Origin of the sequence: Variovorax gossypii (assembly GCF_003965815.1) — a bacterium.
GTDB classification, from domain to species: Bacteria; Pseudomonadota; Gammaproteobacteria; order Burkholderiales; family Burkholderiaceae_C; genus Variovorax; species Variovorax gossypii.
Genome location: NZ_RXOE01000008.1, coordinates 178,682 through 192,997 on the forward strand (window position 1 = coordinate 178,682; position 14,316 = coordinate 192,997).

A 14,316-nucleotide genomic window follows, 5' to 3' on the forward strand; every position below is an offset into this window, starting at 1 on the left:
CCGGCCTCGCGCAGGCACGCTTCGGCGTGCTTATTTTTCGACCTCGAAGCCTACCGATTGGAAGGTAGTCAAACCCGCTGGAGCACATCCCATGAAAGCCGTCATTTCCGCCTACGCCCGTTCCCCGTTCCATTTCGCGAAGAAAGGCGCGCTTGCCGAAGTGCGGCCCGACACGCTCGCCGCCGGCGTGGTGCGCGGCCTGCTGCAGCGCACCGATCTCGATCCCGCGCTGCTCGAAGACGTCATCCTCGGCTGCGCCTACCCCGAGGCCTCGCAGGGCAACAACCTGGCGCGCATCGTCGGGCTGCTGGCCGGCCTGCCGCACGAGGTGGGCGGCATGACGGTCAACCGCTTCTGCGGCTCGTCGATGCAGGCCGTGCACATCGCCGCCGCGCAGATCGAGGCGGGCATGGGCGATGCGTTCCTGTGCGTGGGCGTGGAGTCGATGACGATGGTGCCGCAGGGCGGCTTCAACTTCTCGCCGAGCCCGGAGCTCAAGGAGAACACCGACGCCTACATCTCGATGGGCGAGACCGCCGAGAACGTCGCGCAGCGCTGGAACGTGAGCCGCGTCGACCAGGAAGCCTTCGCGGTGGAGTCGCACCGCAAGGCGGCCGAGGCGCGCGCGCAGGGGCGGCTGGCGGGCGAGATCGTGCCGGTGCGCCTGGCTTCGGGCGATGTCGTCGATGCCGACGGCTGCATCCGTCCGACCACTTCCGCCGAGGCGCTGGCCAATCTGAAGCCCGCGTTCCGCCCCGACGGCGTGGTCACGGCCGGCACCTCCTCGCCGCTGACCGACGGCGCTGCAGCGGTGCTCGTCACCAGCGACGAATTCGCGGCGAAGCACGGGCTGAAGGCACTGGCGCGCATCCGCTCGTTCGCGACCGTGGGCGTCGACCCGGCGATCATGGGCATCGGCCCGATCCCCGCCACGCGCAAGGCGCTGGCGCGCGCAGGCCTGAGCGCAGCCGACCTCGACGTGATCGAGATCAACGAAGCCTTCTCCTCGCAGGCGCTGGCCTGCATCCGCGATCTCGGGCTCGACCCGGCGAAGATCAACCTCGACGGCGGCGGCCTTGCCATCGGTCATCCGCTGGGCGCGACCGGTGCGCGCATCACCGGCAAGGCGGCGTCGCTGCTCGCGCGCGAGAACGGCCGCTATGCGCTGGCCACGCAGTGCATCGGCGGAGGGCAGGGCATCGCGACGATCCTCGAGCGCGTCTGAGCGCCGAGCCGCCCGAGAATGGCGGCTGCCACTGACAACAAAGGAGACCCCATGGCCAAGCTGTATCTCGAAGACCTGAAGGTCGGCGACCGCTTCCGCAGCAGCGAGCACGCGCTGGACGTGGCGCAGATCAAGGCCTTCGCGCAGCAATTCGATCCACAGCCTTTCCACACCGACGAGGAGGCCGCGAAGAACACCTTCTTTGGCGGCCTCGCCGCGAGCGGTTGGCACACGGCCGCGCTCACGATGAAGCTGCTGGTCGAGAGCGGCATCCCGCTGGCCGACGGCATCATCGGCTCGGGCGGCGAGCTGCAGTGGCCCAGGCCCACGCGGCCCGGCGACGTGCTGCACGTGGAGGGCGAAGTGACCGCGATCGTGCCTTCGCGTTCCAAGCCAGGCCGCGCGATGGTGACGATGCACTGCCAGACGCTCAACCAGCGCGGGGAGGTGCTCCAGGACTTCTCGCCGAAGCTGGTGGTGCACGCCAGGCCCGCATCGGCCTGAGCCGCGTTCAGACCACGCGCAGGCCCAGTTCCTCCACCAGCGAGGCGGCCTGCCGGTGCGAGATGGTGGCGCCCTTGAACTGCGCCGCGTTCGCGAGCCGCAGCCCTCCCAGGTCGACCTCGCGCAGGTCGGCGCCCTCGAAGCGCGCGAGCTTCAGGTGCGCGTTGCGCAGGCTGCCGCCTTCGAACACCGCCTCGCGGAAATCGCAGCCGGACAGGTCGGCCTCGGAGAAGTCGAGCTGTTCGAGCTTCTGCTTGCGAAACGACATGCCGCGCAGGTGCGCGTCGACCAGCAGCGAATCCTTGAAACCGATGCCCAGCGCCGACACTTCGCCGAAGTGCGCGCCGGTGAGCTTCACGCCGCTGAAGAACGCCGAAGCCAGCTTGGCGCGCGCCCATTGCGTGTTGTTCAGGTCGCTGTCCTGGAAGCGGGCGTTCGTCAGGTCCGCGAGGCCGAAGTCGGCCTGGCGCGCCCTGCAGCCGGCCCAGCGGCTGTCCGACAGCAGGGTGCGGTCGAACGAGGTCTCGGCGAAGTTGCACAGCGTGAATTGCACGCCGCGCAGGTCGAGGCGCGACAGGTCGGCTTCGTCGAAATTGCAGCGCTCGAAGTGCAGCGGCTCGTTGCCCTTGCGGTCCTGCAGGCAGGCGAGCAGGTCGGGGCGCGACCAAGTCTGGTCGGAGATCACGATGGTCATTCGGGGCGGGAGTCGGTCAGCGCACGAAGCTCTTCGGGGCTGAAGCCCGCCCGGCTGCGTGCCTCGAGGTTGAAGGGCGGTTTGTGGCGCGGTGCGTCGTAGCGCGCGACCAGCGCCGGATAGGTCGCCTCCGCATCGAGGCCGGCGCCATCGCACAGCCAGCGATACCAGTGGTTGCCGATGGCCACGTGGCCCACTTCGTCGCGCAGGATGATGTCGAGGATCTCCACCGCGCGCAGCGCATCGGGCGTGTTCACGCGCTTGAGCTTGCCCTGGATGAGCGGCGTGGCGTCGAGCCCGCGTGCTTCGAGCGTGCGCGGCACCAGCGCCATGCGGGCGAGCACGTCGTCCTTCGTCTTCTCGCACATGTTCCACAGGCCGTCGTGGCCGGGGAAGTCTCCGTAGCGCCAGCCCATGTCCTGCAGGTGCGCGTGCAGCAGGGTGAAGTGCAGCGCCTCCTCGTCGGCCACGCGCAGCCAGTCGCGGTAGTAGGCCTCGGGCATGCCGTCGTAGCGCCAGACGGCGTCGAGCGCGAGGTTGATCGCGTTGAACTCGATGTGGCAGATCGAATGGATCAGCGCGGCCCGGCCTTCGGTGGTGAAGGGCGAACGCTTCTGCACGGCGGTGGCGGCCACGCGTTGCGGCCTGTCGGGGCGACCCGGAACGCCGATGTCGTCGCCCGCGACGCGGATGGGGTCTGTTGCTATGGATTCGGTAGCGCCGGACGCCGATATGGCGCGCGTCGCCGCTACCTTCTCATCGGGGTCTGTAAGGCGAAGCGCGGCCAGCGCGCTCAATCGGGGGTGCATCCCTACAATTCTAGGTTTTGACCTTGCAGGGACCGGAAACAATGGCGCTCTACGAACTCGACGGTGTGGCACCCCAGGTGGGCGAAGGTGCATGGGTGGCCGACAGCGCGGAGGTGATGGGCAACGTCAGGCTGGCGGACAACGCCAACGTGTGGTTCGGCGCCGTGTTGCGTGGCGACACCGAGACGCTGAGCATCGGGCGCAACAGCAACATCCAGGACCTGTCGGTGCTGCATGCCGACATCGGCTGCCCCCTGACCGTCGGCGACAACGTGACGGTAGGCCACCAGGTGATGCTGCACGGCTGCACCATCGGCGACAACACGCTGATCGGCATCCAGGCCGTGGTCTTGAATAACGCGAGGATCGGCCGCAACTCGATCGTTGGCGCAGGCAGCGTGGTGACCGAGGGCAAGGAGTTTCCCGACAACTCGCTCATCATGGGATCGCCCGCCAAGGTGGTGCGCACCCTCGACGACGAGGCGGCCGCCAAGCTGCGCCACGGCGCGGAGAACTACGTGGCCAACGCCCGGCGCTTCGCCAAGGGCCTGAAGAAAATTGGCTAACCCCCAGGCTTGCCCACTTCGTGTGGCCGCCAACCCCCTTGCAGGGGGCAATACCGGCGGCCCGGCAAAGCCGGTTCCGCGGTATTCCGCGCGAAGACTGTTTTATTGAGAGAGGACCAATGTTTTGAGCGAGCTGCACAAATTCCTGTTCGATGGCCTGCCGGTGCGCGGCATGATCGTGCGCCTGACGGATGCGTGGCAGGAGATCCTCGCGCGGCGCGCCTCCAACACCTCCACCGGCGCCTATCCGCAGCCCGTGGTCGAACTGCTCGGCGAGATGACGGCGGCGGCCACGCTGATGCAGGCCAACATCAAGTTCAACGGCGCGCTGATCCTGCAGATCTTCGGCGACGGCCCCGTCAAGGTGGCGGTGGCCGAGTCCAAGCCCGACCTGAGCCTGCGCGCCACCGCCAAGGTGATGGGCGATCTGCCCGCCGATGCGCACCTACCCGACATGGTCAACGTGAACAACAAGGGCCGCTGCGCCATCACGCTCGACCCCAAGGACAAGCTGCCGGGCACCACCCCCTACCAGGGCGTCGTGCCGCTCTTCGGCGACAACGGCGAGAAGCTCGGCAAGCTCAGCGACGTGCTTCAGCACTACATGCTGCAGAGCGAGCAGCTCGACACCACGCTGGTGCTGGCCGCCGACGACAAGGTCGCCGCGGGCCTGCTGATCCAGCGCCTGCCGGTGAAGGGCGAGGGCAACCTCGAAGGCACCGCCGACAAGGACCACGACCAGGCCAACGAAGACCAGATCGGCCGCAACGAGGACTACAACCGCATCTCGATCCTCGCGTCGAGCCTGACGCGCGACGAGCTGCTCACGCTCGACGTCGAGACCATCCTGCGCCGCCTGTTCTGGGAAGAGAAGCTGCTGCGCTTCGAGCCGCAGGCCGGCATGCTCGGCCCGCGCTTCGCCTGCACCTGCGGCCGCGAGCGCGTGGCGCAGATGATCCGCGGCCTCGGCGAGCAGGAGGCCGAGAGCATCCTCGCCGAGCGCGGCAACATCGAGGTGGGTTGCGACTTCTGCGGCAAGCAGTACCGCTTCGACGCGGTCGACGCTGCGCAGCTGTTCACGCCGCTGGGCGACCAGATCCCGGGCAGCCCGGTCGTGCAGTGAGCGGCTGCGCCAACGAGCCTTTCAGCGCAGCACCTTGACCATCGCGGCGAGCCGCTCGTTCGCGTAGCCGGCCGCCAGCGCGCGGTCGAACATGCCGGCCAGGAAATGGGGAAAGCTCGCGTCCAGCTTCGCCTCTCGCGCCTGCTTCACGAACAGCCGGCCCGAGCCCGCGCAGGTGGCCATCGAGCTCTCCGGCTCGCCGTAGCGTCCGGCCTCGATGGCGTCACCCTCGGCGCGGATCATTTCCCCCAGCACCGGCGATATCGCGCCGATCATCCGGCCGAACTCGCCCACGCCCAGCCCTTCGGACTCGCAGATGCGCGCGCCGTGGAAGAAACCGCTCATCGCGCCGAACATGCACGACAGCGTGGCCAGGTCCCAGGCCGCCGCGTTGCCGATGGCTTCGCCCATGTACATGAGATTGCCCGCGATGGTCTCGAGCACCGGGCGGCAGGCGGCCAGCGCGCGTTCCTCGCCGGAAATGAAGAGCGGCGTGTCGGGCCGGCCGATCTGGCCAGGCGTGGCGAGCAGGGCGCCGTCGAGATAGGCCACGCCGTCGGCGGCTGCCCAGGCCTCGCGCGCGTCCTGCGGCGTGCCGGTGCTCAGCTGCACGAGCACCTTGCCGCGCAAGGCGGCGGCCACGCCGGGCATGGCGAGGATCGCGCGCGCTGCCGCGTAGTCGGCCACGCACATCAGCACGATGGGGCTCGCTTCGACGGCGCTGCGTGCGTCGGCGGCGAGCAGCGTGCCCTGGTTCAGCAGCGGCTTCGCACGCTCGGCGGTGCGGTTCCAGAGGGTCAGCGTGTACCGGGGTTGAAGGGCGCGCGCGAGCGCGATGCCCATGGGGCCGAGGCCGATGAGGGATACGTCGGTCATGTCGTTCTCCGTTCCTTTTCTTGTCTGTTCGTCGTCAGGCCGCGGCGGGCGTCAGCTTCTGGCCCAGCCCGCCGTCGACGGTGAGCCGCGCGCCGGTCGTGAAGGTCGCCTCGAAGGCGAAGAACAGCACCGCGCGCGCCACCTCGTCGGCGGTGCCGTGGCGCCGCATCGGCGTGATCTGGTCGCCCAGCCGGATGAACTCCGCGCGTTCCTCCGGCGTCGCGTCGGCAACGCCTAGCGTGGGCGTGTCGATGAAGCCCGGGCTCACCACGTTCACGCGGATGCCGCGCGCCAGCAGCTCCGCCGCGAAGCCCGAGGCGAAGGAGCGCAGCGCGGCCTTGGTCGCGCTGTAGACGCTCAGGCCGTGCATGCCGCCTTCGTCGGCGATGGACGAGGTGACGACGATGGAGCCACCCTCGCGGATCAGCGGCGCGAGGCGTTGCACCGTGAAGAACGGGCCCTTGGTGTTGATCGCGAAGGCGCGGTCGTAGCCGGCCTCCGTCACCTGGTCGAAGGGTTCCAGCGTGGAGATGCCGGCGTTGATGTGCAGCAGGTCGATCTGGCCGAAGCGCTCGCGCACGGTGGCTGCCAGCGCGTCGATGTCGGCCAGCGAGCCTGCGTCGGACGCCAGCACATGGGCACCCGAGCCGAGCGTGCGCCGCGCGGATTCGAGGTTCTCGGGGTTGCGCCCGGTCACCAGCACCTCGGCACCGCCCGCGAGCAGCGCCTGCGCTGTCGCGAGGCCCATGCCGATGGTTCCGCCGGTGATGACGGCCTTCTTGCCGCCGTAGATGTTCGTCATGATTCGCTTGCCTTTGAGTGGATGAAGTTCAAGGCTGCGAATGATCCGGATCGGTGCCCGCCGGGTCGCGCACGTTCGGCCGTGCTGGAGCACGAACGGACGACGCCGCGCGATGCCGTGAAGCACCGCGCTCGATAATGTTCCGATGAGCGACACCGATCTCGACACGAGCCTGCGCGTGGACCTGCGCGAGACGCCCGGCGGCATCGTCGGCTACGACGCGCTGCCCGATCACCGCATCAAGCTGCACATCGGCGGACCGGTGGCTGGCGCCTGCAGGCTGCACAACTTCCTGTACACGCGCGGCGATCTCGACATCCTGCCGGCGGGCATCACCGACGTCTGGCACGAGGAAGCGCCGAGCACCTCGGTCGTCGTGCGCATGCCGCCCGTGCTGCTGAAGCGCACCGCCGAAGAGATGGGGCTGCCGCCCGAGCGGGCCGTGCTCGACCAGCGCCACCAGTTCCGCGACGCGCGCATCGAGCACGTCGCATGGGCGCTCGACGCCGAGCGGCGAGCGGGCTTTCCCAACGGCAGGCTCTACACCGACAGCCTGGGCACGGCACTCGCGGTGCAACTGCTCGCGGGGCAGGAAGCCGCCGCAGGCACCGCATCGACGCAAGGACTGACGCGGCCGCAGCTGCGCCGCGTGACCGAATTCATCGAGGCGAATCTCGACGGCGATCTTTCGCTGGCCGCGCTGGCCAACATTGCCGGCCTCAGCGCATCGCACCTGAAGACTCAGTTCAAGCGCTCCATCGGCCTGCCGGTGCACGAGTACGTGGTGCATCGCCGCGTAGACCGCGCGCGCGGCCTGCTGCTGCGCAGCGAGATGCCGGCGAGCATGGTCGCCCTGGAGAGCGGCTTCTCGCACCAGAGCCACATGGCGCGCTGCATGCGCCGCGTGCTCGGCGTCACGCCGGGCGAAGTGCGGCGCGCGGGCTAGGGCGCCTGCTCCGCCATCGGCCGGGCGACGCGGCCGATTTCTTCCCATCCTCCCTCCGAAACCTGCCTTGGCGGCACGGTGGCACGGCGGCGCTCAGGGCAAACCCGAGCTTGCCGCGCGCTGCCGCATGGCACACATTATGCAAATGGATTTGCGAATTTGATTTTCATGCAAATTCAATTGCACCAATTCGGTGAACTCTTACTCCGGAAGGATTGTCATGAAGAAACTCGTACTCCGACTGCTCGCGGCCGCGGCCGTCGCCACGTCGTTCATCGCCGCTCCCGCCACCGCGGCCGGCCCGCTGCTGGTGGCGGTCGATACCGCCTTCGTTCCCTTCGAGTTCAAGGAAGGCGACAAGTACGTGGGCTTCGACATCGACCTGTGGGAGGCCGTGGCCAAGGAGCTGAAGCTCGAATACAAGCTGCAGCCGATGGACTTCGCCGGCATCCTGCCCGCGCTGCAGACGAAGAACGTCGACGTGGCGCTGGCCGGCATCACCATCAAGGACGAGCGCAAGAAGGTCATCGACTTCTCCGACGGCTACTACGACAGCGGCTTCATCCTCATGGTGCCCGCCGCCAGCAAGATCGCCGGCGTGGCCGACCTGAAGGGCAAGACGCTGGCCATCAAGACCGGCACCTCCGCCGCCGACTACGCCAAGGCCAACTTCGCCGGCACCGAACTGCGCCAGTTCCCGAACATCGACAACGCCTACCTCGAACTGATGACCGGCCGTGTCGACGCCGCCATGCACGACACGCCGAACGTCCTGTACTACATCGCGACCGCCGGCGCGGGCAAGGCCAAGGCGGTGGGCCAGCAGATGATGGCGCAGCAGTACGGCATCGGCTTCCCCAAGGGCAGCCCGCTGGTGCCGCAGGTGAACGCGGCGCTCGCGAAGATCAAGGCCGACGGCCGCTACGCCGCCATCTACCGCAAGTGGTTCAAGGCCGAACCGCCGAAGCCCTGAGCGGCACGCCACGGAGCCATTCATGGATTTCGACTGGTCAGTGATCGCCGGCGCGCTGCCGGCGCTCTTGAAGGGCGCGCAACTCACGGTGCTCATCACCGTGGCGGGTCTTGCCGGAGGCACGCTGCTGGGCGTGCTGTTCGGCCTGATGCGCGCCTACGGAAACAGCCTCGTCGCGAGCATCGGCTTCGCCTACGTGGGGCTGGTGCGGGGCACGCCCATCGTGGTGCAGGTCATGTTCATCTACTTCGCATTGCCCGGCCTGCTGGGCGTGCGCGTCGACCCGATGACGGCGGCCATCGCCTCCATCGTCATCAATTCAGGCGCCTACATCGCGGAGATCGTGCGCGGCGCCTTCCTCTCCGTGCCCCGCGGCCTGAGCGAGGCGGGGCTGGCCATGGGCCTGCCGCGCTGGCGGGTGCTGGCGTTCGTCGTCGGCCCTGTCGCGTTCCGGCGCATGACGCCGGCGCTGGGCAACCAGTTCATCGTGAGCCTGAAGGACACCTCGCTCTTCATCGTCATCGGCGTCGGCGAGCTGACGCGCCAGGGACAGGAAATCATGGCAGCCAACTTCCGCGCCATCGAGATCTGGAGCGCGGTCGCGGCCATCTACCTGCTGCTGATCGGGCTGCTCACGCTCGGCCTGCGGACTGTCGAAAGAAGGATGCGCATCCTGTGAACATCGTCGAATTCAAGAATGTGGAGAAGCGCTTCGGCGCCAACAAGGTGCTCGACCGCGTGAGCCTGCAGATCCGCAAGGGCGAGGTCGTGGTGCTGATCGGCCCCTCGGGCTCGGGCAAGTCGACGCTGCTGCGCTGCATCAACGCGCTGGAGCAGATCGACGGCGGCGACCTGCTGGTGGACGGCCTCAGCGTGCGCGGCGGCAATGCCGTGGCGCGCGAGATCCGCCAGGAGGCCGGCATGGTGTTCCAGCAGTTCAACCTGTTCCCGCAGATGACCGCGCTCGAGAACGTCGCCTTCGGCCCGCGCCAGGTGCGCGGCGCCTCCAGGTCGCAGGCCCGGGCCCAGGCCGCGGAGCTGCTCGCCAAGGTGGGGCTCTCCGAGCGCGTGAACCACTATCCCAGCGAACTTTCCGGCGGACAGCAGCAGCGCGTGGCCATCGCACGCGCGTTGGCCGTCAGGCCGAAGCTGATGCTGTTCGACGAGCCGACCTCCGCGCTCGACCCCGAGTTGCGGCAGGAGGTGCTGCGCGTGATGCAGTCGCTCGCCGAGGAGGGCATGACGATGGTGGTCGTCACCCACGAGATGCAGTTCGCCCGCAAGGTCGGGACGCGACTGATCTTCATGGAGCACGGCCACATCACGGTCGACGGACCGCCGTCGCAGTTGCTGGACAACCCACCCAACCAGCGCCTGCGCGACTTTCTTCAGCACGTAGAGTGACATGCCGACATTGAATTACCTCGAAGCCGGAGGATCGCCCTTCGAGACGGGACGGACGCTGGGCCGCTTCGGCGCCGCGGCGATGCAGGACTACGCGCGGCATTCGCCCGCCTGGGCATCGGTGATGCACCATCGCGGCACACCCGCTGCCGGGGCGATGTCCGCCCTGGTGCGTTCGCGCTTCCCGCGCATATGGGACGAACTCCAGGGCCTTGCCGCGGGGCTGGAGCTGCCCCTCGAAGACGTGTTCCTGTGGAACTGCCGCGGCGACCTGTGGGCCATGGCGCCCGACGGCTGCACCACGGTGCAGGAATCGACGGGCACGCTGCGCCGCATCACGCACAACGAAGACGGCGACCCGGCCTTCGCGGGGCATTGCGCGATCGCGGAATGCACTGTCGAGGGCAGTGTGCCCTTCGCTTCCTTCGTCTATCCGGGATCGCTGCCGGGCCATACCTTCGCGGTGACCGACGGCGGCCTGGCGATGACGGTGAACAACCTTCGATGCCTGAACGTGCGGCCGGGCGTGCCGCGCATGGTGCTCACGCGGGCACTGCTCGAAGCCGCCAGCCTGCAGGATGTGCGCGCGCTGCTCGCGTCGAACGAACGCGCGGGCGGCTTTCACCTCACGGTGGCGCATCGGGCATCGCTCGGGCTGTTGAGCGTGGAGTTCAGCTCCGAGGCTTGCTCCATCGTGGAGATCGACGGGCGCCGGCTGCATGCCAACCATGCGCTGCACTCGACGCTGCGCGACCTGCCGCAGATCGTTACGGGATCTTCGCGGCACAGGCAGGAGCGCGGCGATGCGCTGCTGGCGGAAGATGGCGCGACGATCGATCCGCTGCGCCTGCTGGCCGACGGCAGCGATGCGTCGTTTCCGATCCTGCGTGCCGCCCCGGACGACAGCGACGCGGAGAACACGATGGCGACCGCAGACATCCGCATCGTCGCCGGTGCTTCGCACATCGAATGGGAGGTGTACGAGCACCCGGCCCGGCCGCCGCGATTCCATATGATCGACGGCCATGCAAGCACCGAAAAAAGCCAGCGTGCCCGCCCAGCCTGATGCCGATGACACCGACGGCGCAGGCGGCAGTGCGGACGGCGCCTCGCCGCCGCGAACCGTCGAGGAACTGCGCGCACTGACGGTGCGCCTCGGGCGCGGCGACGCGCTGATCTCGATGGGCAGCAAGGCGCACAGCGTGCTGGCTCGCCTGGTCGAGCGCCCGGAAGAGGTCGCGGTGCGCACCATCACCGAGCTGGCCGACTCGCTGGGCGTGAACGCATCGACGCTCACGCGCCTTGCCACCCGGCTTGGCTACGCCGGCTTCGTCGAGTTCCAGACCGTGTTCCGCGACGGGCTGGCGTCGCGGCACCGGCACTTCTACAGCGAACAGGCCGGCCGGCTGGTGGCGCACGCGTCGGAGCGTTCGCAGTCCGAAGGGCCGGGGCAGCGCCCGGAGATCGACACGATGGTGCAGATCGCCCGCGACTCGATCGCCAACACCGAAGGTTTTCTCGCGCAGCTGTCGGCCGACGAGCTGCAACAGGCTGCCCGGCTCCTTGCCGCCGCGCCACGGGTGCGGGTGCACGGCCTGCGGCAGTTCAGCGCGCTGGCGAGCTTCCTGGCCTACGGGCTGGCGATGGTGCGCGGCGACGTGGCGCTGCTCGATCCTCATGGCCTCGGTGTGGCCGAGGGGCTGGCGCAGTTGCAGCCAGGCGATCTGGTGGTCGTGACGAGTGTCGAGCCCTACACGCGCAGCATCGCCGAGACGGCCGAGGCCGCAGCCAAGGCCGGCATGGTCGTGATCGCCATCACCGACCACCGCGCCTCGCCGCTCGCGGCCTTCGCGAAGCACTCCTTCTTCGTGCCGCATGGCAGCACCTTCTTCAGCAATTCGATGGGCGCCTACGTCATCTTCTGCGAGGGCCTGCTGAACCTGGTCGCGACCGGCCTGGGCAAGAAGGCGCTGGAGGCGCTCGAGCGGCGCGAGCGCTTCATCGCCGACCTGGGTATCGAGTAGGGCTGGCCGCGCTCGGCGCTCAGTTCTGGTCGTCGAAGCCGCCGAAGGCGATGTCCGGCGCGCTCGTGTTGTGCTTCGACGGCAGGCTGCGGCCGAAGCGCACCTGCGTGGCCTGAAGGCTCTTCACCTCCGGCAGCGGCAGCACCTGATGCGCGGCACCGGGCGATGCCTGCCAGCGTACTTCGCTCACGTCGGCGTTGTCGGGCGTGACGTACATCGAGCGCAGCACCGCGAAGGGCTGGGCGCTTGCCGTCGGTTTCGACAGCGTCACGTCGAGCGCGGTGCGCGTGCGGCTGATTTCGTCGACCTTCACTGCTGCGCTGCCGCCATCGGTGAAGCGAACGTGGATGGCCAGCGGCCGCGGCACGATGCGGATCGACGCGATGTTCACCACCGGCCGCGCGGCCGCCTCGACCGGGCCGAGCAGGAAGGACGAGCCGTACACGCCGTCGCCGAAGCGCGGCTCGGGCAGCGGCTTGATGCGCCAGTAGCCGTCGGACGGATAGAGCACGATGGCTTCGAGCGGCTTGCCGTTTTCCTTCCGGAACACCTGCAGCAGGTGGAAGCCGCGGTCCTTGCGCTTGCCCACCTGCACGGGCACGCGCTGCGGACGCCAGAAGCTCGGCAGCGTCATGCCGACGACGCGCCACTGGGCGTTGTCCATCAGCACCACGGTGCGCTTGCGGAAGCGGTAGGCCGGGTCGGTGGGATGAGCGCCGCCGTCGAAGTTGCAGCCCGAGAAGTCGGGGGCGGTGACGTCGTTGCCGATCTTGTCGAGGTAATCGGGCTGCAGCGCCTCGATGCGCATGCGGCGGATGCCTTCGCCGCGCAGGGTGAGCGAGACGTTGTCTTCCTCGGCGCAGGCGGTGGTGGTGGTGCCGTTCTCGACGGTGGCGGCGACAGGGGCTGCATGGGCCGGGACGGTGGCTGCCAGCAGAAGGGCGGCCAAAGTGCCGGGAAGAAGCGCGATGCGCGCGGCGGTCGAAAGGGGCATCGGGTCTCCGGTAAGAGGAAAGGGGCGAGCGCGTTACTCGCGGCGCGCGATGAGATCGCTGAACAGCTTATGTTCGCATTCCGGGTCGGAGCATTTCTCGCAAGGCCATGACCACGAGGCGGGCTTCGCGTCGGACCGGGCGCGCGTGCGAGGCCGGCCCTCGTTGCCCGCGATGGAGACGATGGCGTTCCAGGCGTTCGCGAGCCGCTCGCCGCCTGTGCCGTGCACGACCGCGTACGAGAGCTTCGCTCCCGTGAGCGCGGCGCGCACCAGCGTGTCGGTCGGCTGCTGCGCATGCGGGCCGTCGCGCATGTCGTCGGCGACCCAGGGCAGGTCGAGCGCGGTGAGCAGTGTGATCGCATAGCGCCGCTGGGCCGCCAGTGCGCTGTCGTAGAGGGAGGTGTCGGCGAAGAGCTGTTCGCTGTAGACGGCCGTCATGAGCGCCGTGGTGTCGGCCACCACCACGCCGGTGGCCGCGGCCATCGCAATGCGGCGGGTCTGTTCGTCGGCGATGGCCTGCTGCTCGTCGGGGCGCGGCGTGCGGCCTTCGCGTTCGCACCATTCGCGCAGGTATTCGCTCACCAGCGTGACGGGCACGCCGCGGTCGTGCAGGCGCTGCGCGATGGCGCGGGCCAGTTCGGTCTTGCCGGTGCTCTCGGCGCCCACGAGGGCGATGACGCAGCCGGTCGGCAGCACGGGAGTCATGCGCGCGCAGCCCCGGCAGAGGGCATGCGCTGGCGCCAGGCAAGGTAGCCGGCCACGCTGAGCACGGCGAACACCGCGTACAGCCCCACGGTGAGCCACAGGCCCTTGTGGATGAAGAGGCCCACGCTCACGACGTTCACCGCCAGCCAGATCAGCCAGTTCTCGATGAACTTGCGCCCGAGCAGGAATTGCCCGACCAGGCTCAGGCCGGTGGCGAAGCCGTCCCACCAGGGCACGTCGGTGTCGGTGAAGCGGCGCAGGAAGAGGGCGACCGCCGGCCATGCGAGCGCGCAGGCGAGCAGCGTGAGCGCGATGCCGCGCGACGAAAGCCGGCTGACGCGCAGCGCGCTGCCGTCGGCCCGGTGGCCGCGCAGCCATTGCGCCCAGCCCCAGAAGGCGACGAGCGCGAAGAAGACCTGCAGCGAGGCGTCACCGTAGATGCGCGCCTTGGCGAACACCGCCACGTAGAGCAGCGAGCTGACGATGGCCAGCGGCCATCCCCAGTGGATCTCGCGCATGTTGCAGCCGACCATGGCGAGCGCCAGCGTCGACGCGACGAGCTCGAGCCAGCTCACGGGAGAGCCCCACAGCATGAACGCGGGGGCCGAGAGTAGCTCGGTCATCGGCTCGGCGGACGAAGAAAGAAAAGGGGAGGGAGGGGCGAGGGAAGG

17 protein-coding genes are annotated in these 14,316 nt (G+C 68.8%); 10 read left to right on the forward strand and 7 right to left on the reverse strand.

The features are described from left to right. The first annotated feature begins 91 nt into the window (after nucleotides 1–91). Entirely contained in the window at nucleotides 92–1,225 is a 1,134-nt protein-coding gene (locus EJP69_RS24600; protein WP_126472838.1) for a thiolase family protein, read from the forward strand. 51 nt (nucleotides 1,226–1,276) lie between these two features. Next, on the forward strand, nucleotides 1,277–1,729 hold the full coding sequence (locus EJP69_RS24605; protein ID WP_126472840.1) for a MaoC family dehydratase: 453 nt from the start codon (nucleotides 1,277–1,279) through the stop codon (nucleotides 1,727–1,729). Between the two features lie 7 nt (nucleotides 1,730–1,736). Here the strand turns inward: EJP69_RS24605 and EJP69_RS24610 are convergent, their stop codons facing one another. Together EJP69_RS24610 and EJP69_RS24615 are read right to left on the reverse strand one after the other, a co-directional pair. Further along, the gene (locus EJP69_RS24610; protein WP_126472842.1) at nucleotides 1,737–2,423 is read right to left on the reverse strand and encodes a pentapeptide repeat-containing protein; all 687 of its coding nucleotides are present in this window, start codon (nucleotides 2,421–2,423) and stop codon (nucleotides 1,737–1,739) included. Then, entirely contained in the window at nucleotides 2,420–3,232 is an 813-nt protein-coding gene (locus EJP69_RS24615) for a ferritin-like domain-containing protein (RefSeq protein ID WP_126472844.1), read from the reverse strand. Before EJP69_RS24615 ends, EJP69_RS24610 begins: the two co-directional genes overlap by 4 nt. Nucleotides 3,233–3,273: 41 nt before the next feature. Here EJP69_RS24615 and EJP69_RS24620 point away from each other — a divergent pair, with 41 nt between their 5' ends. Continuing rightward, entirely contained in the window at nucleotides 3,274–3,798 is a 525-nt protein-coding gene (locus EJP69_RS24620; RefSeq protein WP_093303938.1) for a gamma carbonic anhydrase family protein, read from the forward strand. 124 nt (nucleotides 3,799–3,922) lie between these two features. Then, nucleotides 3,923–4,921 (forward strand): Hsp33 family molecular chaperone HslO, encoded by a 999-nt coding sequence (gene hslO, locus EJP69_RS24625; RefSeq protein ID WP_126472845.1) that lies wholly within the window; start codon nucleotides 3,923–3,925, stop codon nucleotides 4,919–4,921. A gap of 21 nt (nucleotides 4,922–4,942) precedes the next feature. Here the strand turns inward: hslO and EJP69_RS24630 are convergent, their stop codons facing one another. Both EJP69_RS24630 and EJP69_RS24635 read right to left on the reverse strand, forming a co-directional pair. After that, complete coding sequence (locus EJP69_RS24630) at nucleotides 4,943–5,797, reverse strand: NAD(P)-dependent oxidoreductase (RefSeq protein ID WP_126472847.1); 855 nt, start codon at nucleotides 5,795–5,797, stop codon at nucleotides 4,943–4,945. 34 nt (nucleotides 5,798–5,831) lie between these two features. Continuing rightward, a complete protein-coding gene (locus tag EJP69_RS24635) occupies nucleotides 5,832–6,599 on the reverse strand; it encodes an SDR family oxidoreductase (RefSeq protein WP_126472849.1) in 768 nt (255 codons plus the stop codon). A 145-nt stretch (nucleotides 6,600–6,744) separates the two neighbouring features. On the opposite strand from EJP69_RS24635, the gene EJP69_RS24640 reads away from it, so the two are divergent. From EJP69_RS24640 to EJP69_RS24665, 6 genes are all read left to right on the forward strand, one after another. Then, nucleotides 6,745–7,545, forward strand: a complete 801-nt coding sequence (locus EJP69_RS24640) for an AraC family transcriptional regulator (RefSeq protein WP_126472851.1) — start codon at nucleotides 6,745–6,747, stop codon at nucleotides 7,543–7,545. Nucleotides 7,546–7,765: 220 nt separating this feature from the next. Continuing rightward, nucleotides 7,766–8,518 (forward strand): glutamine ABC transporter substrate-binding protein GlnH, encoded by a 753-nt coding sequence (glnH, locus tag EJP69_RS24645; protein WP_126472852.1) that lies wholly within the window; start codon nucleotides 7,766–7,768, stop codon nucleotides 8,516–8,518. Nucleotides 8,519–8,540: 22 nt separating this feature from the next. Next, on the forward strand, nucleotides 8,541–9,197 hold the full coding sequence (gene glnP, locus EJP69_RS24650) for a glutamine ABC transporter permease GlnP (RefSeq protein ID WP_093203207.1): 657 nt from the start codon (nucleotides 8,541–8,543) through the stop codon (nucleotides 9,195–9,197). After that, a complete protein-coding gene (gene glnQ, locus EJP69_RS24655) occupies nucleotides 9,194–9,922 on the forward strand; it encodes a glutamine ABC transporter ATP-binding protein GlnQ (protein ID WP_126472854.1) in 729 nt (242 codons plus the stop codon). Before glnP ends, glnQ begins: the two co-directional genes overlap by 4 nt. Nucleotide 9,923: 1 nt before the next feature. Further along, nucleotides 9,924–10,988: a C45 family autoproteolytic acyltransferase/hydrolase gene (locus EJP69_RS24660; RefSeq protein ID WP_126472856.1), complete on the forward strand. Its 1,065-nt coding sequence runs from the start codon at nucleotides 9,924–9,926 to the stop codon at nucleotides 10,986–10,988. Further along, nucleotides 10,948–11,946 carry a MurR/RpiR family transcriptional regulator gene (locus tag EJP69_RS24665; protein ID WP_093203200.1) on the forward strand — a complete coding sequence of 333 codons (999 nt, stop codon included), beginning with the start codon at nucleotides 10,948–10,950 and terminating at the stop codon, nucleotides 11,944–11,946. The genes EJP69_RS24660 and EJP69_RS24665 overlap by 41 nt, the downstream gene beginning before the upstream one ends. 19 nt (nucleotides 11,947–11,965) lie before the next feature. Here EJP69_RS24665 and EJP69_RS24670 read toward each other — a convergent pair whose 3' ends face one another. Genes EJP69_RS24670 through pnuC form a run of 3 tightly spaced genes read right to left on the reverse strand, consistent with a single transcriptional unit; the run spans nucleotide 11,966 to nucleotide 14,268 of the window. Then, on the reverse strand, nucleotides 11,966–12,940 hold the full coding sequence (locus EJP69_RS24670; protein WP_126472858.1) for a hypothetical protein: 975 nt from the start codon (nucleotides 12,938–12,940) through the stop codon (nucleotides 11,966–11,968). A gap of 33 nt (nucleotides 12,941–12,973) precedes the next feature. Further along, nucleotides 12,974–13,645, reverse strand: a complete 672-nt coding sequence (locus tag EJP69_RS24675; protein WP_126472860.1) for an AAA family ATPase — start codon at nucleotides 13,643–13,645, stop codon at nucleotides 12,974–12,976. Then, on the reverse strand, nucleotides 13,642–14,268 hold the full coding sequence (pnuC, locus tag EJP69_RS24680) for a nicotinamide riboside transporter PnuC (RefSeq protein ID WP_093203192.1): 627 nt from the start codon (nucleotides 14,266–14,268) through the stop codon (nucleotides 13,642–13,644). The genes EJP69_RS24675 and pnuC overlap by 4 nt, the downstream gene beginning before the upstream one ends. Nucleotides 14,269–14,316: the final 48 nt, after the last annotated feature.

Excerpts from the sequence above, each read along its gene's own strand:
- EJP69_RS24605 (WP_126472840.1), top strand. The coding sequence starts at position 1,277 with ATGGCCAAGCTGTATCTCGAAGACCTGAAGGTCGGCGACCGCTTCCGC.
- EJP69_RS24610 (WP_126472842.1), bottom strand. The coding sequence starts at position 2,423 with ATGACCATCGTGATCTCCGACCAGACTTGGTCGCGCCCCGACCTGCTC.
- glnH (WP_126472852.1), top strand. The coding sequence starts at position 7,766 with ATGAAGAAACTCGTACTCCGACTGCTCGCGGCCGCGGCCGTCGCCACG.
- EJP69_RS24620 (WP_093303938.1), top strand. The coding sequence starts at position 3,274 with ATGGCGCTCTACGAACTCGACGGTGTGGCACCCCAGGTGGGCGAAGGT.
- EJP69_RS24630 (WP_126472847.1), bottom strand. The coding sequence starts at position 5,797 with ATGACCGACGTATCCCTCATCGGCCTCGGCCCCATGGGCATCGCGCTC.
- glnP (WP_093203207.1), top strand. The coding sequence starts at position 8,541 with ATGGATTTCGACTGGTCAGTGATCGCCGGCGCGCTGCCGGCGCTCTTG.
- EJP69_RS24640 (WP_126472851.1), top strand. The coding sequence starts at position 6,745 with ATGAGCGACACCGATCTCGACACGAGCCTGCGCGTGGACCTGCGCGAG.
- EJP69_RS24675 (WP_126472860.1), bottom strand. The coding sequence starts at position 13,645 with ATGACTCCCGTGCTGCCGACCGGCTGCGTCATCGCCCTCGTGGGCGCC.
- EJP69_RS24670 (WP_126472858.1), bottom strand. The coding sequence starts at position 12,940 with ATGCCCCTTTCGACCGCCGCGCGCATCGCGCTTCTTCCCGGCACTTTG.
- EJP69_RS24600 (WP_126472838.1), top strand. The coding sequence starts at position 92 with ATGAAAGCCGTCATTTCCGCCTACGCCCGTTCCCCGTTCCATTTCGCG.
- EJP69_RS24635 (WP_126472849.1), bottom strand. The coding sequence starts at position 6,599 with ATGACGAACATCTACGGCGGCAAGAAGGCCGTCATCACCGGCGGAACC.
- EJP69_RS24660 (WP_126472856.1), top strand. The coding sequence starts at position 9,924 with ATGCCGACATTGAATTACCTCGAAGCCGGAGGATCGCCCTTCGAGACG.
- pnuC (WP_093203192.1), bottom strand. The coding sequence starts at position 14,268 with ATGACCGAGCTACTCTCGGCCCCCGCGTTCATGCTGTGGGGCTCTCCC.
- EJP69_RS24615 (WP_126472844.1), bottom strand. The coding sequence starts at position 3,232 with ATGCACCCCCGATTGAGCGCGCTGGCCGCGCTTCGCCTTACAGACCCC.
- EJP69_RS24665 (WP_093203200.1), top strand. The coding sequence starts at position 10,948 with ATGCAAGCACCGAAAAAAGCCAGCGTGCCCGCCCAGCCTGATGCCGAT.